This is a genomic window from Arthrobacter sp. UYEF20 (assembly GCF_040546335.1).
Taxonomy (GTDB): domain Bacteria; phylum Actinomycetota; class Actinomycetes; order Actinomycetales; family Micrococcaceae; genus Arthrobacter.
Genome location: NZ_JBEPNP010000001.1, coordinates 460,946 through 480,249, shown reverse-complemented (window position 1 = coordinate 480,249; position 19,304 = coordinate 460,946). Strand labels below are relative to the sequence as shown.

The 19,304-nt window shown below is 67.3% G+C and carries 18 protein-coding genes and 2 pseudogenes; 9 read left to right on the top strand and 11 right to left on the bottom strand.

Annotated elements, in window-relative coordinates:
- Positions 1-62 precede the first annotated feature (62 nt).
- Complete coding sequence (gene exaC / locus ABIB26_RS02290) at positions 63-1,586, bottom strand: acetaldehyde dehydrogenase ExaC (protein WP_354239170.1); 1,524 nt, start codon at positions 1,584-1,586, stop codon at positions 63-65.
- 184 nt (positions 1,587-1,770) lie between these two features.
- On the opposite strand from exaC, the gene ABIB26_RS02285 reads away from it, so the two are divergent.
- Positions 1,771-2,436, top strand: coding sequence for a transmembrane-type terpene cyclase (locus tag ABIB26_RS02285; RefSeq protein ID WP_354239168.1), 666 nt, complete (start codon positions 1,771-1,773; stop codon positions 2,434-2,436).
- Here ABIB26_RS02285 and ABIB26_RS02280 read toward each other — a convergent pair.
- Both ABIB26_RS02280 and ABIB26_RS02275 read right to left on the bottom strand, forming a co-directional pair.
- Positions 2,412-3,044, bottom strand: coding sequence for an HD domain-containing protein (locus tag ABIB26_RS02280; protein ID WP_354239166.1), 633 nt, complete (start codon positions 3,042-3,044; stop codon positions 2,412-2,414). The genes ABIB26_RS02285 and ABIB26_RS02280 overlap by 25 nt on opposite strands.
- An 83-nt stretch (positions 3,045-3,127) precedes the next feature.
- The gene (locus tag ABIB26_RS02275; RefSeq protein WP_354239164.1) at positions 3,128-3,622 is read right to left on the bottom strand and encodes a MarR family winged helix-turn-helix transcriptional regulator; all 495 of its coding nucleotides are present in this window, start codon (positions 3,620-3,622) and stop codon (positions 3,128-3,130) included.
- A gap of 221 nt (positions 3,623-3,843) precedes the next feature.
- Between ABIB26_RS02275 and ABIB26_RS02270 the strand changes: the two genes are divergently transcribed.
- From ABIB26_RS02270 to menE, 6 genes are all read left to right on the top strand, one after another.
- Positions 3,844-4,794 carry an SDR family NAD(P)-dependent oxidoreductase gene (locus ABIB26_RS02270; protein ID WP_354239162.1) on the top strand — a complete coding sequence of 317 codons (951 nt, stop codon included), beginning with the start codon at positions 3,844-3,846 and terminating at the stop codon, positions 4,792-4,794.
- Position 4,795: 1 nt separating this feature from the next.
- Positions 4,796-5,689 carry an amidohydrolase family protein gene (locus tag ABIB26_RS02265; protein WP_354239160.1) on the top strand — a complete coding sequence of 298 codons (894 nt, stop codon included), beginning with the start codon at positions 4,796-4,798 and terminating at the stop codon, positions 5,687-5,689.
- A gap of 1 nt (position 5,690) precedes the next feature.
- On the top strand, positions 5,691-6,938 hold the full coding sequence (locus ABIB26_RS02260; RefSeq protein WP_354239158.1) for an acyl-CoA dehydrogenase family protein: 1,248 nt from the start codon (positions 5,691-5,693) through the stop codon (positions 6,936-6,938).
- A gap of 91 nt (positions 6,939-7,029) precedes the next feature.
- Positions 7,030-7,485 carry a MaoC family dehydratase gene (locus ABIB26_RS02255; protein ID WP_354239157.1) on the top strand — a complete coding sequence of 152 codons (456 nt, stop codon included), beginning with the start codon at positions 7,030-7,032 and terminating at the stop codon, positions 7,483-7,485.
- Positions 7,486-7,531: 46 nt separating this feature from the next.
- On the top strand, positions 7,532-8,881 hold the full coding sequence (locus tag ABIB26_RS02250) for an MFS transporter (protein ID WP_354239155.1): 1,350 nt from the start codon (positions 7,532-7,534) through the stop codon (positions 8,879-8,881).
- Positions 8,882-8,914: 33 nt separating this feature from the next.
- Complete coding sequence (gene menE, locus ABIB26_RS02245; RefSeq protein ID WP_354239153.1) at positions 8,915-10,483, top strand: o-succinylbenzoate--CoA ligase; 1,569 nt, start codon at positions 8,915-8,917, stop codon at positions 10,481-10,483.
- Here menE and gluQRS read toward each other — a convergent pair.
- Complete coding sequence (gene gluQRS / locus ABIB26_RS02240) at positions 10,469-11,374, bottom strand: tRNA glutamyl-Q(34) synthetase GluQRS (RefSeq protein WP_354239151.1); 906 nt, start codon at positions 11,372-11,374, stop codon at positions 10,469-10,471. The genes menE and gluQRS overlap by 15 nt on opposite strands.
- 342 nt (positions 11,375-11,716) lie before the next feature.
- Between gluQRS and ABIB26_RS02235 the strand changes: the two genes are divergently transcribed.
- Positions 11,717-12,175, top strand: a complete 459-nt coding sequence (locus ABIB26_RS02235; protein ID WP_354239288.1) for an Lrp/AsnC family transcriptional regulator — start codon at positions 11,717-11,719, stop codon at positions 12,173-12,175.
- Between the two features lie 47 nt (positions 12,176-12,222).
- Here the strand turns inward: ABIB26_RS02235 and ABIB26_RS02230 are convergent, their stop codons facing one another.
- Complete coding sequence (locus tag ABIB26_RS02230) at positions 12,223-12,675, bottom strand: Lrp/AsnC family transcriptional regulator (protein ID WP_354239149.1); 453 nt, start codon at positions 12,673-12,675, stop codon at positions 12,223-12,225.
- 107 nt (positions 12,676-12,782) lie between these two features.
- Between ABIB26_RS02230 and ABIB26_RS02225 the strand changes: the two genes are divergently transcribed.
- Entirely contained in the window at positions 12,783-13,454 is a 672-nt protein-coding gene (locus tag ABIB26_RS02225; protein WP_354239147.1) for a LysE family translocator, read from the top strand.
- Positions 13,455-13,478: 24 nt separating this feature from the next.
- On the opposite strand, the gene ABIB26_RS02220 is transcribed toward ABIB26_RS02225, so the two are convergent.
- From ABIB26_RS02220 to ABIB26_RS02195, 6 genes and pseudogenes are all read right to left on the bottom strand, one after another.
- Positions 13,479-13,835, bottom strand: coding sequence for a nuclear transport factor 2 family protein (locus tag ABIB26_RS02220; protein ID WP_354239145.1), 357 nt, complete (start codon positions 13,833-13,835; stop codon positions 13,479-13,481).
- Positions 13,836-13,930: 95 nt separating this feature from the next.
- A pseudogene (locus tag ABIB26_RS02215) lies at positions 13,931-14,630 on the bottom strand (hypothetical protein); the annotation flags it as partial.
- A gap of 292 nt (positions 14,631-14,922) precedes the next feature.
- A pseudogene (locus tag ABIB26_RS02210) lies at positions 14,923-15,422 on the bottom strand (DUF456 domain-containing protein).
- Positions 15,423-15,550: 128 nt separating this feature from the next.
- A complete protein-coding gene (locus ABIB26_RS02205; RefSeq protein ID WP_502913606.1) occupies positions 15,551-16,744 on the bottom strand; it encodes an NAD(P)-dependent malic enzyme in 1,194 nt (397 codons plus the stop codon).
- 302 nt (positions 16,745-17,046) lie between these two features.
- Entirely contained in the window at positions 17,047-17,769 is a 723-nt protein-coding gene (locus tag ABIB26_RS02200; protein WP_354239141.1) for a TetR/AcrR family transcriptional regulator, read from the bottom strand.
- A gap of 152 nt (positions 17,770-17,921) precedes the next feature.
- Complete coding sequence (locus tag ABIB26_RS02195) at positions 17,922-19,286, bottom strand: MFS transporter (RefSeq protein ID WP_354239140.1); 1,365 nt, start codon at positions 19,284-19,286, stop codon at positions 17,922-17,924.
- Between the last annotated feature and the right edge of the window lie 18 nt (positions 19,287-19,304).

The window sequence follows — 19,304 nt, the reverse complement described above, 5'->3', positions numbered from 1 at the left end:
GTGCCGTTGTTGAAAGGGTGCGTCAAGGGCCCGCCGCTATGGCGGCGGGCCCTTGATCGGCTCTAGAAGAAGCCGAGCTTGTTTTCTGAATGGCTGACCAGGAGGTTCTTGGTCTGCTGGTAGTGGTCCAGCATCATGGTGTGGTTTTCCCGGCCGATGCCGGAGGACTTGTACCCGCCGAACGCGGCACCGGCCGGGTAGGCGTGGTAGTTGTTGACCCACACGCGGCCGGCCTGGATTTCCCGCCCGGCCCGGTAGGCGACGTTGCCGTTGCGGGACCAGACGCCGGCACCCAGACCGTAGAGGGTGTCGTTGGCGATGCTGATGGCGTCGTTGTAGTCGCTGAACCGCGCCACTGAGACGACGGGACCGAAGATCTCCTCCTGGAAGATCCGCATCTTGTTGTGGCCCTCGAAGATTGTCGGCTGGACGTAGAAACCACCGGCCAGGTCTCCGTCGAGCTCCGTCTGGTTCCCGCCGGCGAGAATCTTGGCGCCCTCCTGGAGCCCGATGTCGATGTAGGAGAGGATTTTCTCCATCTGGCCTACGGACGCCTGGGCACCGATCTGGGTATCAGTGTCCAGCGGGTTGCCCTGGATGATCTGCTGCGTCCGGGCCACGGCGTCGGCCATGAAGGAATCGTAGATGCCGTCCTGGACGAGGGCGCGGGACGGGCTGCTGCAGACTTCGCCCTGGTTGAAGGCATACAGGGTGAAGCCCTCCAGCGCCTTGTCGTAGAACGCGTCGCTGGAATCAGCAACATCGTTGAAGAAGATGTTCGGGCTCTTGCCGCCGAGCTCCAGCGTGACCGGGATCAGGTTTGCGCTGGCGTACTGGCTGATCAGCCGTCCGGTGGAGGTTTCGCCGGTGAAGGCGATCTTCCGGATCCGCGGGCTGGAGGCCAGCGGCTTTCCGACCTCCGAGCCGAAGCCGTTGACGATGTTCAGCAGGCCAGCGGGCAACAGGTCCGCGATGAGCTCGGCCAGCACCAGGATGGAGGCGGGGGTGTTGGATGCGGGCTTGAGGACGACGGCGTTGCCGGCGGCCAGGGCCGGAGCCATTTTCCAGACCGCCATGAGAATGGGGAAGTTCCAGGGGATGATCTGGCCCACGACGCCTAGCGGCTCGTGGAAGTGGTAGGCGGTGGTGTCGTCGTCGAGCTGGGACAGCCTGCCCTCCTGGGCCCGGATAGCGGAGGCGAAGTAGCGGAAGTGGTCCGCCGCCAGCGGGATGTCTGCGTTGAGGGTTTCGCGGATCGGCTTGCCGTTGTCCCAGGATTCGGCGACGGCGAGCATCTCCAGGTTCGCATCGATGCGGTCGGCGATCTTGTTCAGGACGGCGGCGCGCTCGGTGGCCGAAGCCTTGCCCCAGGACGGAGCGGCTTTATGGGCGGCATCAAGCGCCAGCTCAACGTCGGCGGCTGCCCCTCGGGCCACCTCAGTGAATTGCTTGCCGTTCACCGGGGAGACGTTCTCGATGTACTGGCCGGTAGTAGGAGCCACCCATTCGCCGCCGATCCAGTTCTCGTAGCGGTCCTTGAACTGGACCTTGGATCCTTCTTGGCCGGGCTGGACATAAACAGTCATGGCTACTCCTCATGGAAAACAGACGTCTTCGTCCTGGCCGCAATCTTAGAACTTCAAAGGTTGCGGCCACGCTGCAACGGGGCTGTCAGCTGCTCCCTGGCCCTCCGCCGAGCGGCATCTGCCAGCCATCGATATGCTCGCTGTGTCAGCACGTTTTGGCCTCGGTGCATGAGAGGAGGAGACCATGATCCTGTTTCTGACGATTGTGAGCGGTCTGGCCTGGACGGTGGTCTACGTCGATGCCATCCGGATCGGGTTCAGGGACAGGAGCTACGCGATCCCGGCCGCCGCGCTCGGGCTGAACTTCGCCTGGGAGGCCATCTACGCCACACGCTCCGTCGCGACGGGGATTACCGCCCAGGGGGTCTTCAACATCGCGTGGGGGCTGGCCGACGTCGTGATCGTGTACACCTTCCTGAAGTTCGGCCGCGCCGAGCTGCCGGGCTGGGTGACGCGGAGGCTGTTCATCGGCTGGGCGCTCCTGCTGGGTGTCGCGTCCTTCGCCGTGCAGCTGCTGTTCATCGTCGAGTTCGGCTGGGAGCTCGCGTCCCGCTATGCGGCCTTCCTGCAGAACCTGCTGATGTCCGGGCTGTTCATCGCCATGTTCGTCGCCCGCGGGGGCTCCCGGGGCCAGACCCTGCTGATCGCGGTGGCCAAGTGGATCGGCACCCTTGCGCCGACCATCGTCTTCGGCGTGTACGGCAACTCGCCGCTGATCCTGGGCGTCGGAATCCTCTGCAGCATCTTTGACCTGGCCTACGTCGGCCTGCTGTGGCGGTCACGGTCCGGTCCGCCGGCACGGCCCGTTACGGTGGCCCCGACGGATTACGCCTCCGGGGCGTCGTCGTAGGCGAGGTTCTCGTAGTCCGTGTGGTCCGCCTCGTCGAGCCTGTCGTCCAGTTCCTCGAGCAGCCACGGGTTGACCCGGGCCAGGATCTTCCGGGTTTCCTCGACCGGGACGGCGGCGTAAAGCACCGGGCGGGCTTCGTCGTACCGGGTGACCGGCGGCTTCTCCGGCCACTTCTCGGCCAGGGCCTTGACCCGTTCCGGCAGCGAGTTGTGGGCGTTGTCCGCGATTTTGACCAGCGTGGCGTCGTGGTCCTCGGCGATGTACCGGATGCCGGCCTGGTAGTCGTCCGGGTTCTCGTGCAGGCGCTTCGTGACGCGTTCGATGATGTCCGCGGCCCGTTCGGAGACGCCCATGTCCAGCAGCGCCTGCCGGGTCATCGGGGTGTCCTCGGCAATGTCGTGCAGGTAACCGGCGATCCGGATATCGTCGTCGAAGTCCGCCAGCGCATCCCCGACGGCGATCACGTGCTCGCGGTAGGGCCGCTTGAGTTTGTCCTTCTGGCGGTTGTGGGCCACTTCGGCAAGGATTTTGGCGGTCTCAACGGTGAATTTCGATTGAGCGGACTGCGGTTCCGGAGGGCGTGCTTCCGTGAATTCAAGTTCAGACATGCTTCCAGACTACGGGTCCGGCCTGCTCGGAGAATTCCCGAACCCCTCAGTATTTCCGCAACGCATCCATGGCGCGGGCCGGCTCATGGCCCCGGGGCGTCGGCTGCCCACACCGTCTTGCGGAGGATAGCCCGGAGGGAGGCCACCTCCTGGGCTGTAAGCATGCTCAAATGCGCAACTTCCGCCGCCTGGGCTGCTTTCTGGGCAGCGGCGTGGATCCGACGCCCCTCGGAAGTGGCGGTCACGAGTTTCTGCCGGCGATCCGAGATCCCTGGCTTCCGTTCCACCAGGCCGCGCTGTTCGAGTTCGTCGATGAGGGCCACAATCTGGCTGGGGTCAAGGCTGAGGAAGTCCGCCAGTTCCCGCTGGGTCGGCCCCAGATTGCCGCACGCCAGCGCCAGCACGGAATAGGAACGTTCCTTCAGCCCGAACTCCGCCAGGGCGGCATTGTTGAGCAGGGACCCTGCTGCGTGCAACTTGGCCAGCAGGAAGCCCACATCGTTGCTGATGGTGGATTCCGCCAGTCGCGCGGACGGCTCCCCTGCGCCTTCGATGCCGTCATTTACCTGAAGTGTCATGGTGCCTTTCGGGCGCGGAGCCGGCTAGGCCGTTGATTTATTCAATGATCGCACTGTTGCCGCGCCCGCGAAAGTTTGTGGACCTGCCGTATTTTGGATGCAGAAATAAATGATTGACATTTTCAAGGATTTGGTTTCTTATTGAACCAGCAGAGGGAGACGGCCGTCACACGCCGACTCCATAGGAGATCCGCCGCAAGGCGCAGTGCAAAGGAGCAGCCATGAGCCTGTCAGGGAAAGTAGCAATCGTCACCGGAAGCGGCCGGGGCCTCGGCCTGGCCTACGCCCGGGAGCTCGCCCGCCAGGGCGCCGCCGTAGTGATCAACGACGTCGACGCCGAGGTGGCCAACGAAGCGGTCCGCACCATCGAGGCCGACGGCGGCCGGGCCGTCGCCGTCGTCGCTCCGGTGGGCAGCTCCGAGGTTGCCAAGCAGCTCGTGCAGACCGCCGTCGAGATCTTCGGCCGGCTGGACATCCTAGTCACCAACGCCGGCATCCTGCGGGACAAGTCCCTGCTGAAGATGACGGATGAGGACTTCGACCTCGTGATCAACGTCCACCTGAAGGGCACCTTCACCTGCGCCCGCGAAGCGTTCGGCTACTTCAAGGAGAACGGCATCGCCGGCCGGATCATCACCATCGGCTCCCCCACCGGGCAGCGCGGCAACTTCGGCCAGACCAACTACGCCGCGGCGAAGGCCGGGATCGTCGGCATGGTGCGGACCTGGGCGCTGGAGATGAAGAAGGCCGGCGTCACCGCCAACGCCGTCATTCCCGTGGCCGCCACCGCTATGACCAAGACCATTCCGTACTTCCAGAAGGCCGTCGAAGCCGACGAGCGCGGCGAGGCCATGCCGGACTTCTTCCGGCACGAACTCGGCTTCGGAACGGCCGACGACGTCTCCGGACTCATCGCCTTCCTCGCCTCCGACGCGGCGGCAGGCATCACCGGCCAGGCCATCGGCGCCGGCGGCGACCGGCTGCAGATCTGGACGCACCCGGAAGCAGCCGCTACCGAGTACCGCGAGGGCGGCTGGGGCTACCAGGACCTCGTGGAAAACTTCGACCGGCTGTTCGGCGGCAGGCTGCAGAGCGTGGGCGAGGAATTCCTGCCGCTCCCCGAAGACCTCAAGCCCGAGGCCGCCCAGCCCGCAGCAACACAGGCGCGCTGAGATGGCAGCCACCCGCTACGAGCTGGGCATCGACGCCGCAAAGCTCGACGCGATCGACATGCACGTCCACCTCGAAGTGGACGGCCACGGCCACCAGTCCCTCCCGCCGGCCCTGACCGAGGCCTCCGCGAAGTACTTCAAGGCTGAGGACCGCACCCCGTCGCTGGACTCCATTGCTGAGACCTACCGCAGACTGAACATGGCCGCCGTCGTGTTCACCGTGGACGCCCGCACGCAGCTCCAGCACGAGCCGAACAGCATCCCGGACCTCATTGCCGGCGCCGCCCGGAACAACGACGTCCTGATCCCCTTCGGCAGCGTCGATCCCCGGACCGGCACCGACGCCATCCAGGGCGCCAAGCACCAGGCCACCGACCTGGGCGCCCGGGGCTTCAAGTTCCACCCCAGCCTGCAGGGCTTCGACCCCTCCAGCGAGCAGTTCTACCCGCTCTGGGAGGCGCTGCAGGAACTCGGGCTGCCGGCCATCTTCCACACCGGCCAGAACGGCATGGGCGCCGGGCTCCCCGGCGGCTACGGCATCAAGCTGGGCTACTCCAACCCGCTGCTGCTGGACGCGGTGGCGGCGGACTTCCCGGAACTGCAGATCATCATGGCCCACCCGTCGGTGCCGTGGCAGGACGAGGCCAACTCCATCGCCACGCACAAGGCCAACGTGTACATCGACCTCTCCGGCTGGTCCCCGAAGTATTTCCCGGAGTCGCTCGTGAAGATGTCCAACTCGGTGCTGCAGGACAAGGTCCTCTTCGGCACCGATTTCCCGCTCATCACGCCGCAGAAGTGGCTGGGCGCCTTCGCGGACCTGCCGCTCAAGGACGAGGTCCGGCCCAAGATCCTCAAGCACAACGCCGTCCGCCTGCTCGGGCTGGGGGTCTGAGATGAGCCTGGATACCGGCCTCGCGGATACAGCCGGAGCCCCGATACACGAGCGGCTGTACGGCGTCTGCGACTACTACGACGCCGAATCCCTGCTCACCGCGGACGAGCGCCGCGTGCTCGGCAGGCTGCGGGCCTTCCTCGACGCGAAGGCGCGGCCGCTGCTGGCCGAGTACTGGGAACGCGGCGAATTCCCGGATCAGCTCGCCCAGCCGCTGATCGACCTGGACCTGATGGAACCCGCCGAGCTGAGGGGCCCGGGACCGGAGAGCAGCCCGGCCCGGGGGATCTACCAAGGCTTCCGGGTCTTCGAACTCGCCCGCACCGACGCCTCCCTGGCCACGTACTACACCGCCCAGGCCGGGCTCTTCCGCACCGCCATCCGGGTGGGCGCCTCGGCAGAACAACAGCGCGAGTGGATGCCGAAGGTCATCGACTTCTCACTCAAGGGCGTCTTTTCGTTGACCGAACCGGACTCCGGCTCGGACATCGCCGGCGGGCTGTCCACCACAGCGCGGCGTGTACAAGACGGCGAGGATGACACCTGGATCCTTGACGGTGCCAAGCGGTGGATCGGCGGGGCCGCGACGGCCGACGTGCTGGCCGTTTTCGCCCGCGACGTCGCCGACGGCCAGGTCAAGGCCTTCCTCGTGGACCGCGAGGCGGCCGGCGTGACGCTGGAGAAGATCCACGGTAAAACGGCCCTGCGGATGATGCAGAACGCGCACATCACGCTCGAGGGCGTACAGGTCGATGAGTCCATGCGGCTGCACAACGTGAACTCCTTCCGGGACGTGGCGGCGATGCTGAAGGCCATGCGCTCGGATGTCGCCTGGATCGCGACCGGCATCCAGGCCGGCGCGTTCGAGGCGGCCCTGCGCTACGTCACGGAACGCCAGCAGTTCGGCCGCCCGCTGGGGTCCTTCCAGCTGGTCCAGGAGAAGCTCGCCCGGATGCTCGGCAACGTCACCGCCTCCCTGTCCCTGGTGGTCCGGCTGACCGAGCAGCAGGCCAGGGGCATCTACCGGGACCAGGACTCGGCCCTGGCCAAGATGCAGACGTCCCTGCTGATGCGCGAAACCGTGGCCCTGGCCCGCGAAGTGGTGGGCGGTAACGGCATCACGCTCGCCACCGACGTCGCCCGCTTCCACGCCGACGCCGAGGCCGTCTACTCCTACGAAGGCACCCACGAAATCAACGCCCTGATCATCGGCCGGGCCCTCACCGGCGAAAGCGCCTTCACCCGCTGACCCCACCAGCACCCCACTGAAACAGCACCACCCCGCTCCGGCGCCGCCGTCGGACAGTTCCCTACCTAACCAATCCCTCCAGGAGGACACCATGCCCAATCTCGTCGTCGACTTCGACAAACTGCTCACCCTCGCCGGCACCGACCTCGGTGCCACCGAATACCGCGAAATCACCCAGGAACAGATCAACAAGTTCGCCGATGCCACCGGTGACGACCAGTGGATCCACGTGGACCCGGAACGCGCCAAGGACGGCCCGTTCGGCGCCCCGATCGCCCACGGCTTCCTCACGCTCTCGCTCATCATCCCGTTCTGGGGCGAGCTGTTCGACGTCGACGGCGTCACCACCAAGGTCAACTACGGGCTCGACAAGGTCCGCTTCACCTCCCCGGTCAAGGTCGGTTCGCGGATCCGCATGCAGGCCACCATCGCAGAGGTCACGGAGGTCAAGGGCGGCGCCCAGATCAAGGTATCCAACGTCATCGAAATCGAAGGCCAGGAACGCCCCGCCGTCGTGGCTGAGTTCCTGGCCCGCTTCTACAAGTAACGCCCCGACCAGCCCCCTTTTTCTCCTCCGTTCAAAAGGAACAACCATGTCCGGACTCACCCAGCTTCAAGCCATGGGTACCGCCGAGCGTCGCAAGGAAGCGCGCACCGTCATCGCTTCCAGCTACCTGGGCAGCACCATCGAATTTTACGACTTCCTCCTTTACGCCACCGCGTCGGCCGTGGTCTTCCCCAAGGTCTTCTTCTCCGGCATGGACGACTGGGTGGGCGTTGTGGCCGCCTACGCCACGTTCGCCGCCGGCTACGTGGCCCGCCCGCTCGGCGGGATCATCTTCGGCCACTTCGGCGACCGGATGGGCCGCAAGGGCATGCTGATCATCTCCATGCTGGTCATGGGTGTGGCGTCCACCCTGATCGGCCTGGTACCGGGAGCCTCGGTCATTGGCCCCTGGGGCGCGGTGCTGCTCGTGATCCTGCGCGTCTTCCAGGGCATCGCCGTGGGCGGAGAGTGGGGCGGAGCTGCCCTGATGGCGCTCGAGCACTCGGAAGCGGGGAAACGCGGCTTTGCGGCCTCGTTCGTCAATGCCGGCGCCCCCACCGGCGCCGTCCTGGGCACGCTCATCATGGGCACCTTTTCCGCCCTGCCGAACGACCAGTTCCTCGCGTGGGGCTGGCGCGTGCCGTTCCTGCTCTCGTTCGTGCTGCTCGGGGTGGGCATGTTCGTCCGGCTGAAGGTTTCCGAAAGCCCCATCTTCAAAGCTGCCCTGGAACAGGAAAAGGCAGAGCAGGAAATGAGCGGGACCGGCGGAGACAAGCCGGTGATGCCGCTGCTGCAGGTGCTGCGTCGGCCCAAGACCCTCATCTTCACCATGCTCGCCGGCGCCGCGGGTTTTGGGCTTCAGGTGGTCCTGGCCACGTTCGCCGTAACTTACACCGTCTCCAAGGGCGCCGACCGGCAGGGCGTACTGTATGCCTATGCCGCGGCCTCCCTGGTCTCCATCGTGTTCGTGCTCCTGGGCGGCAAGCTGTCCGACAAGGTGGGCCGGCGGCCGGTGATGATCGGCGGACTGGTGCTCTTCGTCATCTACCTCGTGCCGATGTTCGCGCTGCTCTCCTCCAACAACATCGTGCTGATCTTCGTGGCCTTCGCCATCGGCCTGATGATCCACTCCACCCTCTTCGGTCCGTTGGCGGCGTTCGTGTCCGAGCAGTTCGGCACCACCTCCCGCTACACCGGCGCATCCCTGGGCTACCAGCTGGCAACCCTGCTGGGTGCCGGATTCACCCCTGGCATCGTGGCGCAGATTTTCAAGGACTCCGGCCAGCAGACGTCGTCCGTGGTCTGGTTCCTGGCAATCATGTCGGCAGTGTCCATCGTGTTCATCCTCCTGACCCGGGAACCGAAGGACAACGACCTCCAGACGGTCCAGGCCTGACCCGTATCAACCTCTTCATAGAAAGGACTCGCCGTGGAGAATTTTGGCATCGGCTCGTGGCTGCAACGTCGCCGCCCGAAGTCGGGCAGCAAGACTGCGCTGATCAGCGGGAACCATGAACTCAGTTATGACCAGCTCGCGGACCGGAGCGCCCGCCTGGCCAACGCCCTGCGGGACCGCGGAGTAGCCAAAGGCGACAGGGTCGCGTACCTCGGCGAGAACCACCCCGCCTTCCTGGAAACCCTGTTCGCCTGCGGGAGCCTGGGTGCGGTCTTCGTCCCGCTCAACACCCGGCTGGCGCCGCCCGAAATCCAATTCCAGCTGCAGGACTGCGGGGCCAAGGCCCTGATCCATGCGGGCAGCCTCGGCGAGCTGGCAGCCCGCGGTTCGGCCGGAACAGCGGTGGCGAGGCTCGTCGCCGTCGACGATTCCGTTGACGGTTCCCCGGACGGCGCGGCGTCCGGCGCCGCTGAGGGGCCGACGGCGGTGGAGGACTTTGAGGATGTGCTGGCCTCCGGCGCGGACCGGCCCATCGATGAACCGGTCACGCTGGACGACGGCGCCATGATCCTTTACACCTCGGGCACCACGGGGCGCCCCAAGGGTGCCCTGCTGACCCACGGGAACATCACCTGGAACTGCATCAACGTGATCGTGGACTTCGACTTTTCCTCCGCGGATGTGGCGCTGATGATTTCGCCGATGTTCCACGTGGCGTCGCTGGACATGGGGGTGCTGCCGACGCTCCTCAAGGGCGGCACCGTAGTTCTCGAGCCGAAGTTCAATGCCCGGCGGACCCTGGAGCTCATCGAAAAGCACCGGGCCACCACCATCAGCGGGGTGCCCACCACGTACCAGATGCTGTGCGAGGACCCGGCCTGGGAGACCACAGAGCTGGGCTCCCTGAACAAGCTGACGTGCGGCGGCTCGGCGGTGCCCATGCGGGTCCTGGAAGCGTATGAAGCGCGCGGCCTGCGGTTCTCCAACGGCTACGGAATGACCGAAACAGCCCCCGGGGCCACCACGCTTCCGGCCGCCCGGTCCCGGGAGAAGGCGGGATCTTCCGGGCTTCCGCAGTTCTTCACCGACGTCCGGATCGCCGACTTTGACGGCCACCCGGCGGCGCCGGGAACCGTGGGCGAAATCCAGATCAAGGGTCCCAATGTGATCCCTGAATACTGGAACCGGCCCGAGGCCACGGCCGAGTCGTATGCACCCGGCGGCTGGTTCAAGTCGGGCGACATGGGCTACAAGGACGAGGACGGCTTCTTCTTCGTCTCGGACCGGCTCAAGGACATGATCATTTCCGGCGGGGAAAACATCTATCCGGCTGAAATCGAACAGGCCATCGCCGAACTTGAGGCGGTGGGAAGCGTCGCTGTGATTGGCGTTCCCGATGAGAAATGGGGCGAGGTCCCGCGGGCCGTGGTGCTGCTGCGTGAGGGTGCCCAGCTCACCGAAGATCAGCTCCGGACCCATCTGGACGGCCGGCTGGCCCGCTACAAGATCCCCAAGTCGGTGGTGTTCGTCGACGAGATGCCACGGACCGCCAGCGGCAAGATCCGAAAGGCGGAGCTCCGCGCGCGGTCAGGCCAGCTCTGAGCCCGCGGGTTTGAGCCCCGGCCACACCCAGGGCTCCCGCGGCAGCGCGGCGGGATCGAAGACCGCGAGTGCGTACTCCAGCGGTCCGGCCGGCAGGCCGAGGGAGGCCAGCAGGGCGTCCCGCAACCGGTCCACCGCCACGCCGGTGAGGGCGAGGTCGGCGAGCGTGACGGCGCCGTCGCGCTTGGCCAACCGGGCGCCGTCGGCGTTCAAGACCAGCGGCACGTGGGCATATTCCGGAACGGGCATATTCAGCAGCGACGCGAGGTAGGCCTGCCGGGGCGTGGACGGCAGCAGGTCGTCGCCGCGGACCACCTGGTCGATGCCCTGCGCGGCGTCGTCCACCACCACGGCCAGGTTGTAGGCGGTGACGCCGTCGTTGCGCCGGAGCACGAAGTCATCCACCACGCCGGTGTAGCTGCCGTGCAGCACGTCCTGCACCGTCGCTTCGGTGACGGCGGAACGGAGCCGGACCGCCGCGGGCCGGGCAGACCGCTTGGCCTCACGTTCCGCCGTGGACAGGTCCCGGCAGGTGCCCGGATAGGCGCCCTGCGGGGCATGCGGCGCGGACGGGGCCTCCTGGATCTCGCGTCGCGTGCAGAAGCACTCATACGTCAGGCCCGCCGCACTGAGCCGGGCGATCGCCCCCGCATAGTGGGCCCCGCGGTCCGTCTGGCGGACGACGCCGCCATCCCAGCTCACGCCGATCGCCGCCAGATCGCGGAGCTGCTCCGCCTCGGCGCCGGCCCGGGCCCGGTCCAGGTCCTCCACGCGCATCAGGAACCGCCGGCCGGTGGAGCGGGCGAAGAGCCACGCCAGGATGGCCGTCCGGAGGTTTCCCACATGCAGCTCGCCGGAGGGGCTGGGGGCGAAGCGGCCGGCGGACGTCATGGGACCACCCTATTCCCAGCAGGACAGGAGCAAACACAAGAGCCCCCTCAGCTACCGATGACTTCGGGAAAACCGACGCCGGTGGCTCAGGGGCTCTTGCCGTGTGTGCGGAATGACGATGGTGTGAACAAGAGTCAATCAGCGGCGGGTTCCTTGCGGGAAGCCTCATCCAGGGTCCGGGTGGTGTGCCGGGGTGCCCGTAGCCTATCGGGATCCGGCGGTGGCCTGCGTCCCTTTGTTGCCACCATTTCAACAGAAGTCCTACAGTTGGTGCAATGGACATCATTCGCACTGGTCAGTCTGACCAATGCGGGCCGTGATGACAGACAGGAAGTGGTCACTTTGCAGGAACTCGACGCGACGGACCGGCGCCTCCTGGTCGCCCTCGATGAGGACCCCCGGGTGCCGATCATGGTGCTGGCCCAGAAACTGGGCCTGGCGCGCGGAACGGTGCAGTCGCGCCTGGAGCGGATGACGGCGTCGGGCGCCCTTCGTCCGAACAGCAGCCGCGTGCTGCCGTCCTCCCTGGGCCGGGGCGTCGCGGCGTCGGTCAGCGCCGAGCTGGACCAGAGCCACCTGAACGAGGCGATCGCCGCGCTGCGGAACATCCCCGAGGTGCTCGAGTGCCACGCGCCGGCCGGCGACACGGACCTGCTGATCCGGGTGGTGGCCCGGAGCCCGGACGATCTGTACCGGGTCTCCGAGGAAATCCGGCTCTGCCCCGGGATTGTGCGGACCTCCACCAGCATGTTCCTCCGCGAGGTCATCCCGTACCGCACTACCGGGCTGCTGGGCGCCTGAGGCGGACCGCATCCGAGCATCAGCGCCGGGTTAATCCGAAAATTTGGCTAGACGGGCGGCCCGATGTTGGTTTTCAGGTTCTTCATCACCAGCGTCGAGGTCAGCCGTTCGACGCCGGGCAACGAGGTCAGTTCGGCGTCGTAGAAGCGCTGGTAGGCGGGCAGGTCCTCGGCGATGACCTTGAGCAGGTAGTCGGGCGAGCCGAACAGCCGCTGGGCCTCCACGATGTTGGGGTTGTCCGCCACGCGGTTCTCGAAAATCTCCATCGTGGCGCGGTCCACCTGCCGCAGGGTGACAAACACGATGGCCTCAAACCCCAGTCCGACGGCCGCCGGGTCAATGTCTGCCCGGTAGCCGCGGATCACGCCGGAGACCTCCAGATCACGAAGCCTCCGGTGGCAGGGCGCCACGGTCAGCCCCACCTTGGCGGCGAGTGCCGTGGCCGTCATGCGGCCGTCCTCTTTGAGGTGGCGCAAAATATTTCTGTCAATGTGGTCCATTACGCAATAATCTTACCGCGCTGACGCGTTTCACCGCGAAAAAAGCGAACACTTTTGGCCCCTAATTGCCTAGACTTTCTCCTGTAACCACACCTCAGGAGTCCCGCATGAATCCCCAGCTATTTCTTGCCTTCATGGTCGTCTCCGGCGCACTCGCCTGCACGCCCGGGGTGGACTGGGCGTATTCCATCACCGCAGGCCTGAGGCAGCGCAGCTTCGTGCCTGCCGTCGCGGGACTCTGCGGCGGCTACCTGCTGCACACCGTTCTCCTGGTGGCGGGCCTGGCCGCCCTGCTCACCGGCATCCCGGGCGTGCTGGGCTGGCTGACCGTGGCCGGGGCTGCCTACCTCCTGTGGCTCGGAGCCACCACCATCCGGTCCTGGCGCGGAGCGAGCTCCGGCGGCGGTGCCGCTGAAGCTTTCCCCGCACCAGGACCTGAACCGGCGAACCAGTTCCGGACGTTCCTCCAGGGCATGGGCACCAGCGGCATCAACCCGAAGGGCCTGCTGTTCTATGTGGCGCTGGTGCCGCAGTTCGTCAGCCCCGAAGCGTCCCTGCCGGTGCCGGTACAGTCCGGGCTTCTGGGCCTGACCTTCGTCCTGCTGGTGGCCGTGGTCTACACCTGCGTGGCGCTGCTGGCACGGAAGCTCCTGCACTCCCGGCCAGGAGCAGCCCGGCGGGTGACCCTCGCCAGCGGAATCATCATGGTGGTGCTGGGCGTTGTGCTGCTCTCCGAACAGCTTGTGCCGCTGCTGGGCCAGGCCCTGTCGCGCGGCTGAGCCACCGCCCTTCGGGTGGAACCGTCACTTGCGCGGCATGTACCACTCGGTGAAGGACGACGCGCGGCCGTCCGCGGTGAGCTGGATGATCCAGAGGTTGTCGTAGCTGCGGCGGTCCCCCTGGTAGGTGGTGAGGCCCTGCACGAAGGCCCGGCCGCCGTCGAGCGCCAGCAGCTTCCACTCGAAGGTCCAGTCGCCGGGCTCGTCCCGGGCGGCAAGCCAGCGCTCTACGATCTGCTCCCGCCCGCGCCACGGCTCCGCCTCATCCGGGCGGGTGAAGTAGACGGCGTCCTCTGTGAACAGGGCCCGGATGTCGTCCGGCTCGTTGGAGCCCCAGGCCGTGATGTAGTGCTGAACCCAGCGGGCGGCGGCGTCTCTCATGCCTTGTTTGTACTCCCGGTTCCCTGGGCCCGCAAGGGTACCGGGCACCTGAATATGCGGCCTGAGCTGGGACGGGAGCACGTCAGCGTCAGCCACTATCGTCGTCGACCGCTATCGTCGTCGGCCGCCCGGCCGTATTCGCGGTCCCAGAGTTCGTGCATCTCGGCATCCTTCCGGACCACTTTCTCACTCTCCAGTTCGGCCGGCTTCCGGCGCTGCCATTCCCGCGGGTTCAGCGACTTCCGGCCGTTGTCCAGCAGCAGCAGCGCACGGTCGGTCAGGGCATCGCTGCGCAGCGTGAAGTCCGTCTTCCGGCGGCGCAGGACTTCCTGCAGCGCGGCCCGGGCGGCACCGTCGTCGCCGAGTTTCCGCAGCGAACGGGCCCGAACCAGCAGCAGCGCCGCCGAGAGGTCGTCGCCATTGAGAAGGCCCTCGGTGTCCGCCGCCACCTCCGCATCCCGCCCCAGCGAGGCCGCGAGGAAGCAGCGGGCCAGGGCCATCGGCAACGACGCCGGCATCCCGGCAAACGCCGCCAGCGCGGCCTCCGCCTGGCCGGGTCTCCCGTAGCGAGTGGGACAGGGCGAGGAACACGGCCTCCTCGCTGAACAGGACCGGAACCTCGATCCGCTCGGCCACCTCCACCCGGGTGAGCACACCGGAAAGGTACTCGGAGGCGTAGCGGTTTGCGTCGTCGTCGTTCCTGACGGACAGGCCGCGCTGGAGCAGTTCGGCGGCGCGCAGGTACCCGCCGTGCGAGTAGGCCAGCAGCCCGGACATCAGGTAGCAGAGCCCGGCCCGGACCAGCGGCTTGCGGAAGGGCGACAGGTCGCGGGTGTCGCGGTACAGGAGAGGTCGCTGGGGGGCGGATTCTGCGGGTCCGGCGCTCATGCACCCATGCTAGTGGGCTCCGGGATTGACTGACTGCGTCCGGAGGCAGGTAGTGCGTCGTTCCTTCCCGGTTGCTTCGTCGTCCCGCACCGGAACCCCATGCGTTTCCGGCGATCCCGGAGCAGCCGGCGCCTCGCGGGCGGGAGTAACTGGGCAGGAACGCAGCGCAGCGGCCACCACGACTGTCCAGACCCATCAACTAGGCGGCGGCCACCACCCAGAGGCCGATCACCCAGGTGCTCGCCGCGAGGCAGGCGAGGCCGAACTCGACCATCATGCCGAGCCCGGTGGCCTTCAGCGCGGCCCAGCTGGAGGCCACCGCGGTGCCGAAGACGCGGGTGCGGTGCAGTTCGCTGAGCAGAAGCCCGGCGGCGAAGCCCACGAACAGCCCCACGACGGGGATGATGAACATGCCCACCACGCCCAGGACCAGCCCGGCCACGACCGAGCGGCTGGGGTGCTGTGCTGTTTGAGCTTGCGTCCGGTCAGGACGGCACTGGCCGCCATCCCGGCCAGGACGAACACCAGGCCGATGCCGAACACCACCCAGCCGGTGGTTCCGGCGCCGCCCCAGACCGCCCAGGCCAGCAGGCTCAGCCCTATCAGGAGGCTGCCGGGGAGCACCGGGATGATGGTCCCGGCCACGCCCACCAGAATGGCCAGGCCGCAGAGGATCGTCACAATAGTCTCGGGGTTCATCGCCCCAGTCTATGGTTCAGGGCGTGGTGCGGCGGGCGGCGCCGGCTGCGCGGGCGACGACGGCAACGGCGACTGCTGCCCCGTCGGGAAAGGGGGTAGCGCCGCCGTCGTCGTCGGTTCAGCTGTAGTTACTCCGCTTCCACCGCCGCGGCGACGGCGGCCGAAACGGCCGGGGCCACGCGCGGGTCCAGCGGGCTCGGCACGATGTAGTCCGCGGAGAGCTCGTCCTCGGCCAGCGCGGCGATGGCGCGGGCCGCGGCCAGCTTCATCGCCGGGGTGATCCGGCGGGCGCCGGCGTCGAGGGCGCCGCGGAAAATCCCGGGGAACGCGAGGACGTTGTTGATCTGGTTCGGGAAGTCGCTGCGCCCGGTGGCGACGACGGCCGCGTACTTGCGTGCGACCTCCGGCAGGACTTCCGGGTCCGGGTTGGACAGGGCGAAGACGATGGAGCTGTGGTTCATGAGTTTCAGGTGCTCCTCGGCCAGCTTGGAGGAGGAGACGCCGATGAAGACGTCCGCACCCATCAGCGCCTCGCCGGGGCCGCCGGAAATGCCGCGGGGGTTGCTGCGCCCGGCCAGCTGGGCCTTTTTGCTGGCGGGATCAGCGGCGATGTCGGCGCGGTCCTTGTTGATCACGCCGCGGGAGTCCAGCAGCACAACGTCACCGATGCCGGCGGTGAGCAGGATCTCGGCGACGGCGATTCCGGCCGCACCGGCGCCGGAAATCACGACGCGCAGGCCGTCCAGCTCCCGTCCGGTCACCTTCGCGGCGCCCGTCAGGGCGGCGAGGACCACGACGGCGGTGCCGTGCTGGTCATCGTGCATGACGGGGCAATCCAGGGCCTCGATGAGCTTTTCCTCGAGCTCGAAGCAGCGTGGCGCCGAGACGTCCTCGAGGTTGACGGCGCCGAAGCTCGGGCGCAGCCGGACGAGCGTCTCGACGATCTCGTCGACGTCGGTGGTGTTCAGCACCAGCGGGATGGAGTCGAGCTCGCCGAAGGCCTTGAACAGGGCGGACTTGCCCTCCATCACGGGCAGCGAGGCGCTGGCGCCGATGTCGCCGAGGCCCAGGACGGCCGTGCCGTCGCTGACCACCACCACGAGGCGCTGCGCCCAGGTGAGGGTCTTGGCCAGCTCCGGGTCGGCGGCGATGGCGCGGCTGACCTGTGCGACGCCCGGCGTGTAGGCAATCGAAAGGTCGCGCTTGCTGGCGAGCGGGACGGTGCTGGAAATCGAAAGCTTGCCGCCCTGGTGGGATGCGAAGATTTCCTCGTCGCTGAGCACGGCTGCCGGCTCTGCGGGGGAAGTGGTGTCGGCGGGAATGATCGTTTCAGTGGACACGTCGTTGTCTCCTGGGGCTCACCGTGGGCGCACGGCTCATGGAAGCTCAAGCACAGGGATGCTCAAGATGGGCTGGGGGAACGTCGGTAGCGGCCCAAGGATGGCGGGCCGGCGGTGAAGCTCCGGGGACTGCTGGCGGCGGGGCCGCTCCGGTTCTGCAATGGTAAGCAACGCTGCACGCCGGCAAGGTGCCGGAAGACGACTGCGAAGATATGGTGAAACGTTTTTCCTCGTGCTGCCGCGACTTGTCTCGCTGAGAAGTGTGACTTTTGGCCGTTACTGGTCTAGACCGGTGACGGGGCCTGGCGGGCTCGCGACAGCAGGGAGCAGGCCTTCTTCAGGTCCTCCTCGGCCTCGAAGAGGGACAGGCGGCGGCAGCGGACCGACTGCACCAGGCCGGTGACGGTCTGCAGCAGCACGCGGGAAACGGCGGCGTCGCCGCTGGCTGCGGTGACGGCCTTCTCCGCCAGCGCGTCGATCTCGCGGAGCAGCCGGGTGGTGTCGGTGCCCTTCACGTAGACCACTTTGCTCAGGCACTGCTCGACGGCGGGCTGCATGAGGCGCATGTGGAAGATCTCCATCACCACCCCGGCGAGCGCCTGGACGGGAACCTCCCCCCGGGAGTTTCCCGCAGACGGATTCGCGGAACGTCCCGTCGGTTTCTTCAGGTGTACGGCGGTGGCGGTGGCGGTGGTGGTGGCGGTGGCGGCAGGGGCGCCGGGCGCCGGACTGTCCCCTGTCGCGGCCGGCGCCTCCGTGGCCGCGTAGAGTTCCGCGAGCTGCTTGCGGTACAGCGCCAGGACGAGCTGGGTGGCGGAGGGAAAGTAGCGGTAGAGGGTTCCCAGCGGGACGTCGGCCATTGCGGCGACCTCGGACAGGACCACGGAGTCGAGTCCCTTGCGGACGAATCCGGCGGCGACCTCGAGAATCCGGGTGTAGCGCAGACGCTGCCGGGGCAGGGTGGGCGGAGGGGCCATCGGTGGCAGGTCTGAGTGATTTTCAGGCATCAGCAGCGTTCCGGGGGTCGTTTTTCTCGGCAGCCGCAAGGAGTTCCTCCCCAGCGCTGCCGCGGCAATTCCCGTCCACTATACGTCACCGGACCGGGCGCCCGCCCGGGCCGGCCCGGGCTCCCCGGCCGCAACGTGCCCGGGTTCAGGGTTCAGTCAACGCCCTTGATTTTGACCACAAAGACGGCCCCCAGCAGACCGATCACCGCGGCCGCCACGTAGAGCGACACGTAGCCTCCCCAGAGCGTCACGAAGGGGAAGGCGATAAGCGGCGCGAGCACCTGGGGCAGGGAATTGGCGATGTTGATGACGCCCAGGTCCTTGCCGCGGTTCAGCGCCGTGGGGAGCACCTGGGTGATGAGGGCGAAGTCCACCGCGAGGTAGCAACCGAAGCCGATCCCCAGCACCGAGGCGCCGATCAGGGCCCCGGTCCAGGTCGGCGCGAAGGCCAGAATGAGCGAGGCCACCGCGATGATGACCGAGGAGATGATGACAAGCGGCTTCCGCCTGCCCATCCGGTCGCTCAGCGGGCCGCCGATCACGCTCGTGATGATGACCATGACGGCATACAGGCCCGTCAGGATCAGCACGCCGAACTCGGGTGCGATGCCCTGCGTTTCCTCCAGGTGGACCGCGTCCTTGAGGAAAAAGAGCAGGTAGAGCGTGACCATGTGGTTGCCGATGTTCACCAGCAGCCTTGTCAGCCAGGCCCACGCGAAGTCCGGGTAGAGCGCCGGGGAAATCCAGAAACTCTTGGCGAAGCCGGCCACGCTGAAGGGGGGACGTGCCTGCGGGGGCAGCGGGACGTCGTCGTTCTTGAAGAAATAGAGCACGACGCCGGCGAGCAGCGCCAGCGCGCAGACCAGGTACCCGGCGGCGAAGTTTCCCGTGACGGCAGCGGCGATCACCGCGCCGATGAGGATCCCCACGGTCTGGCCCATGGCGGCGAGGCCGCCCACCGCGCCGCGCTGCGGGACCGGCACACGGTCCGGGATAGCGGCCGTGATGGCGGCATAGGCGCCGTTGCAGCCGGCCTGCACGAGGCACCAGAGCAGCGTCATGACGGCGACGTTCGGCGCCCCCGCCAGCGCGATCAGGGCCGCGGCGCCGAGAACCGCCCCGAAGAGCACCCACGGCACCCGGCGGCCCAGCCGGGAGGTGGTGCGGTCGCTGAACGCACCGAACAGGGGGTTGGCCACCAGCGATACCGCGGCACCGGCACCGGTCACAAGGGCGAGGATGGCCTCCTTGTCCCCTTCGCTGAAGGCCGCCGCCTGCTGGCCGAGCAGCACCTGGATCGGGCCGAAGAACGCCGCGTTGATGCCGAGATTGACCAGGACCACGCCCGCGGTCCAGGCCGGACGGACGCGCCGCTCGGGCTCGGCGAGCGCCACCGCCGTCGCGCTTCCGGCGGGATGGCCGTCCGGGTTGCTGTCCGGGTGCCCGTTCGGGTTGCCTGCGGGAGTGCCGTCGAGGGCAGGATCCGGAGCTGCTCCGGGTATATCGGACAGGCTCATGTGGTTCCCCCCGGAACT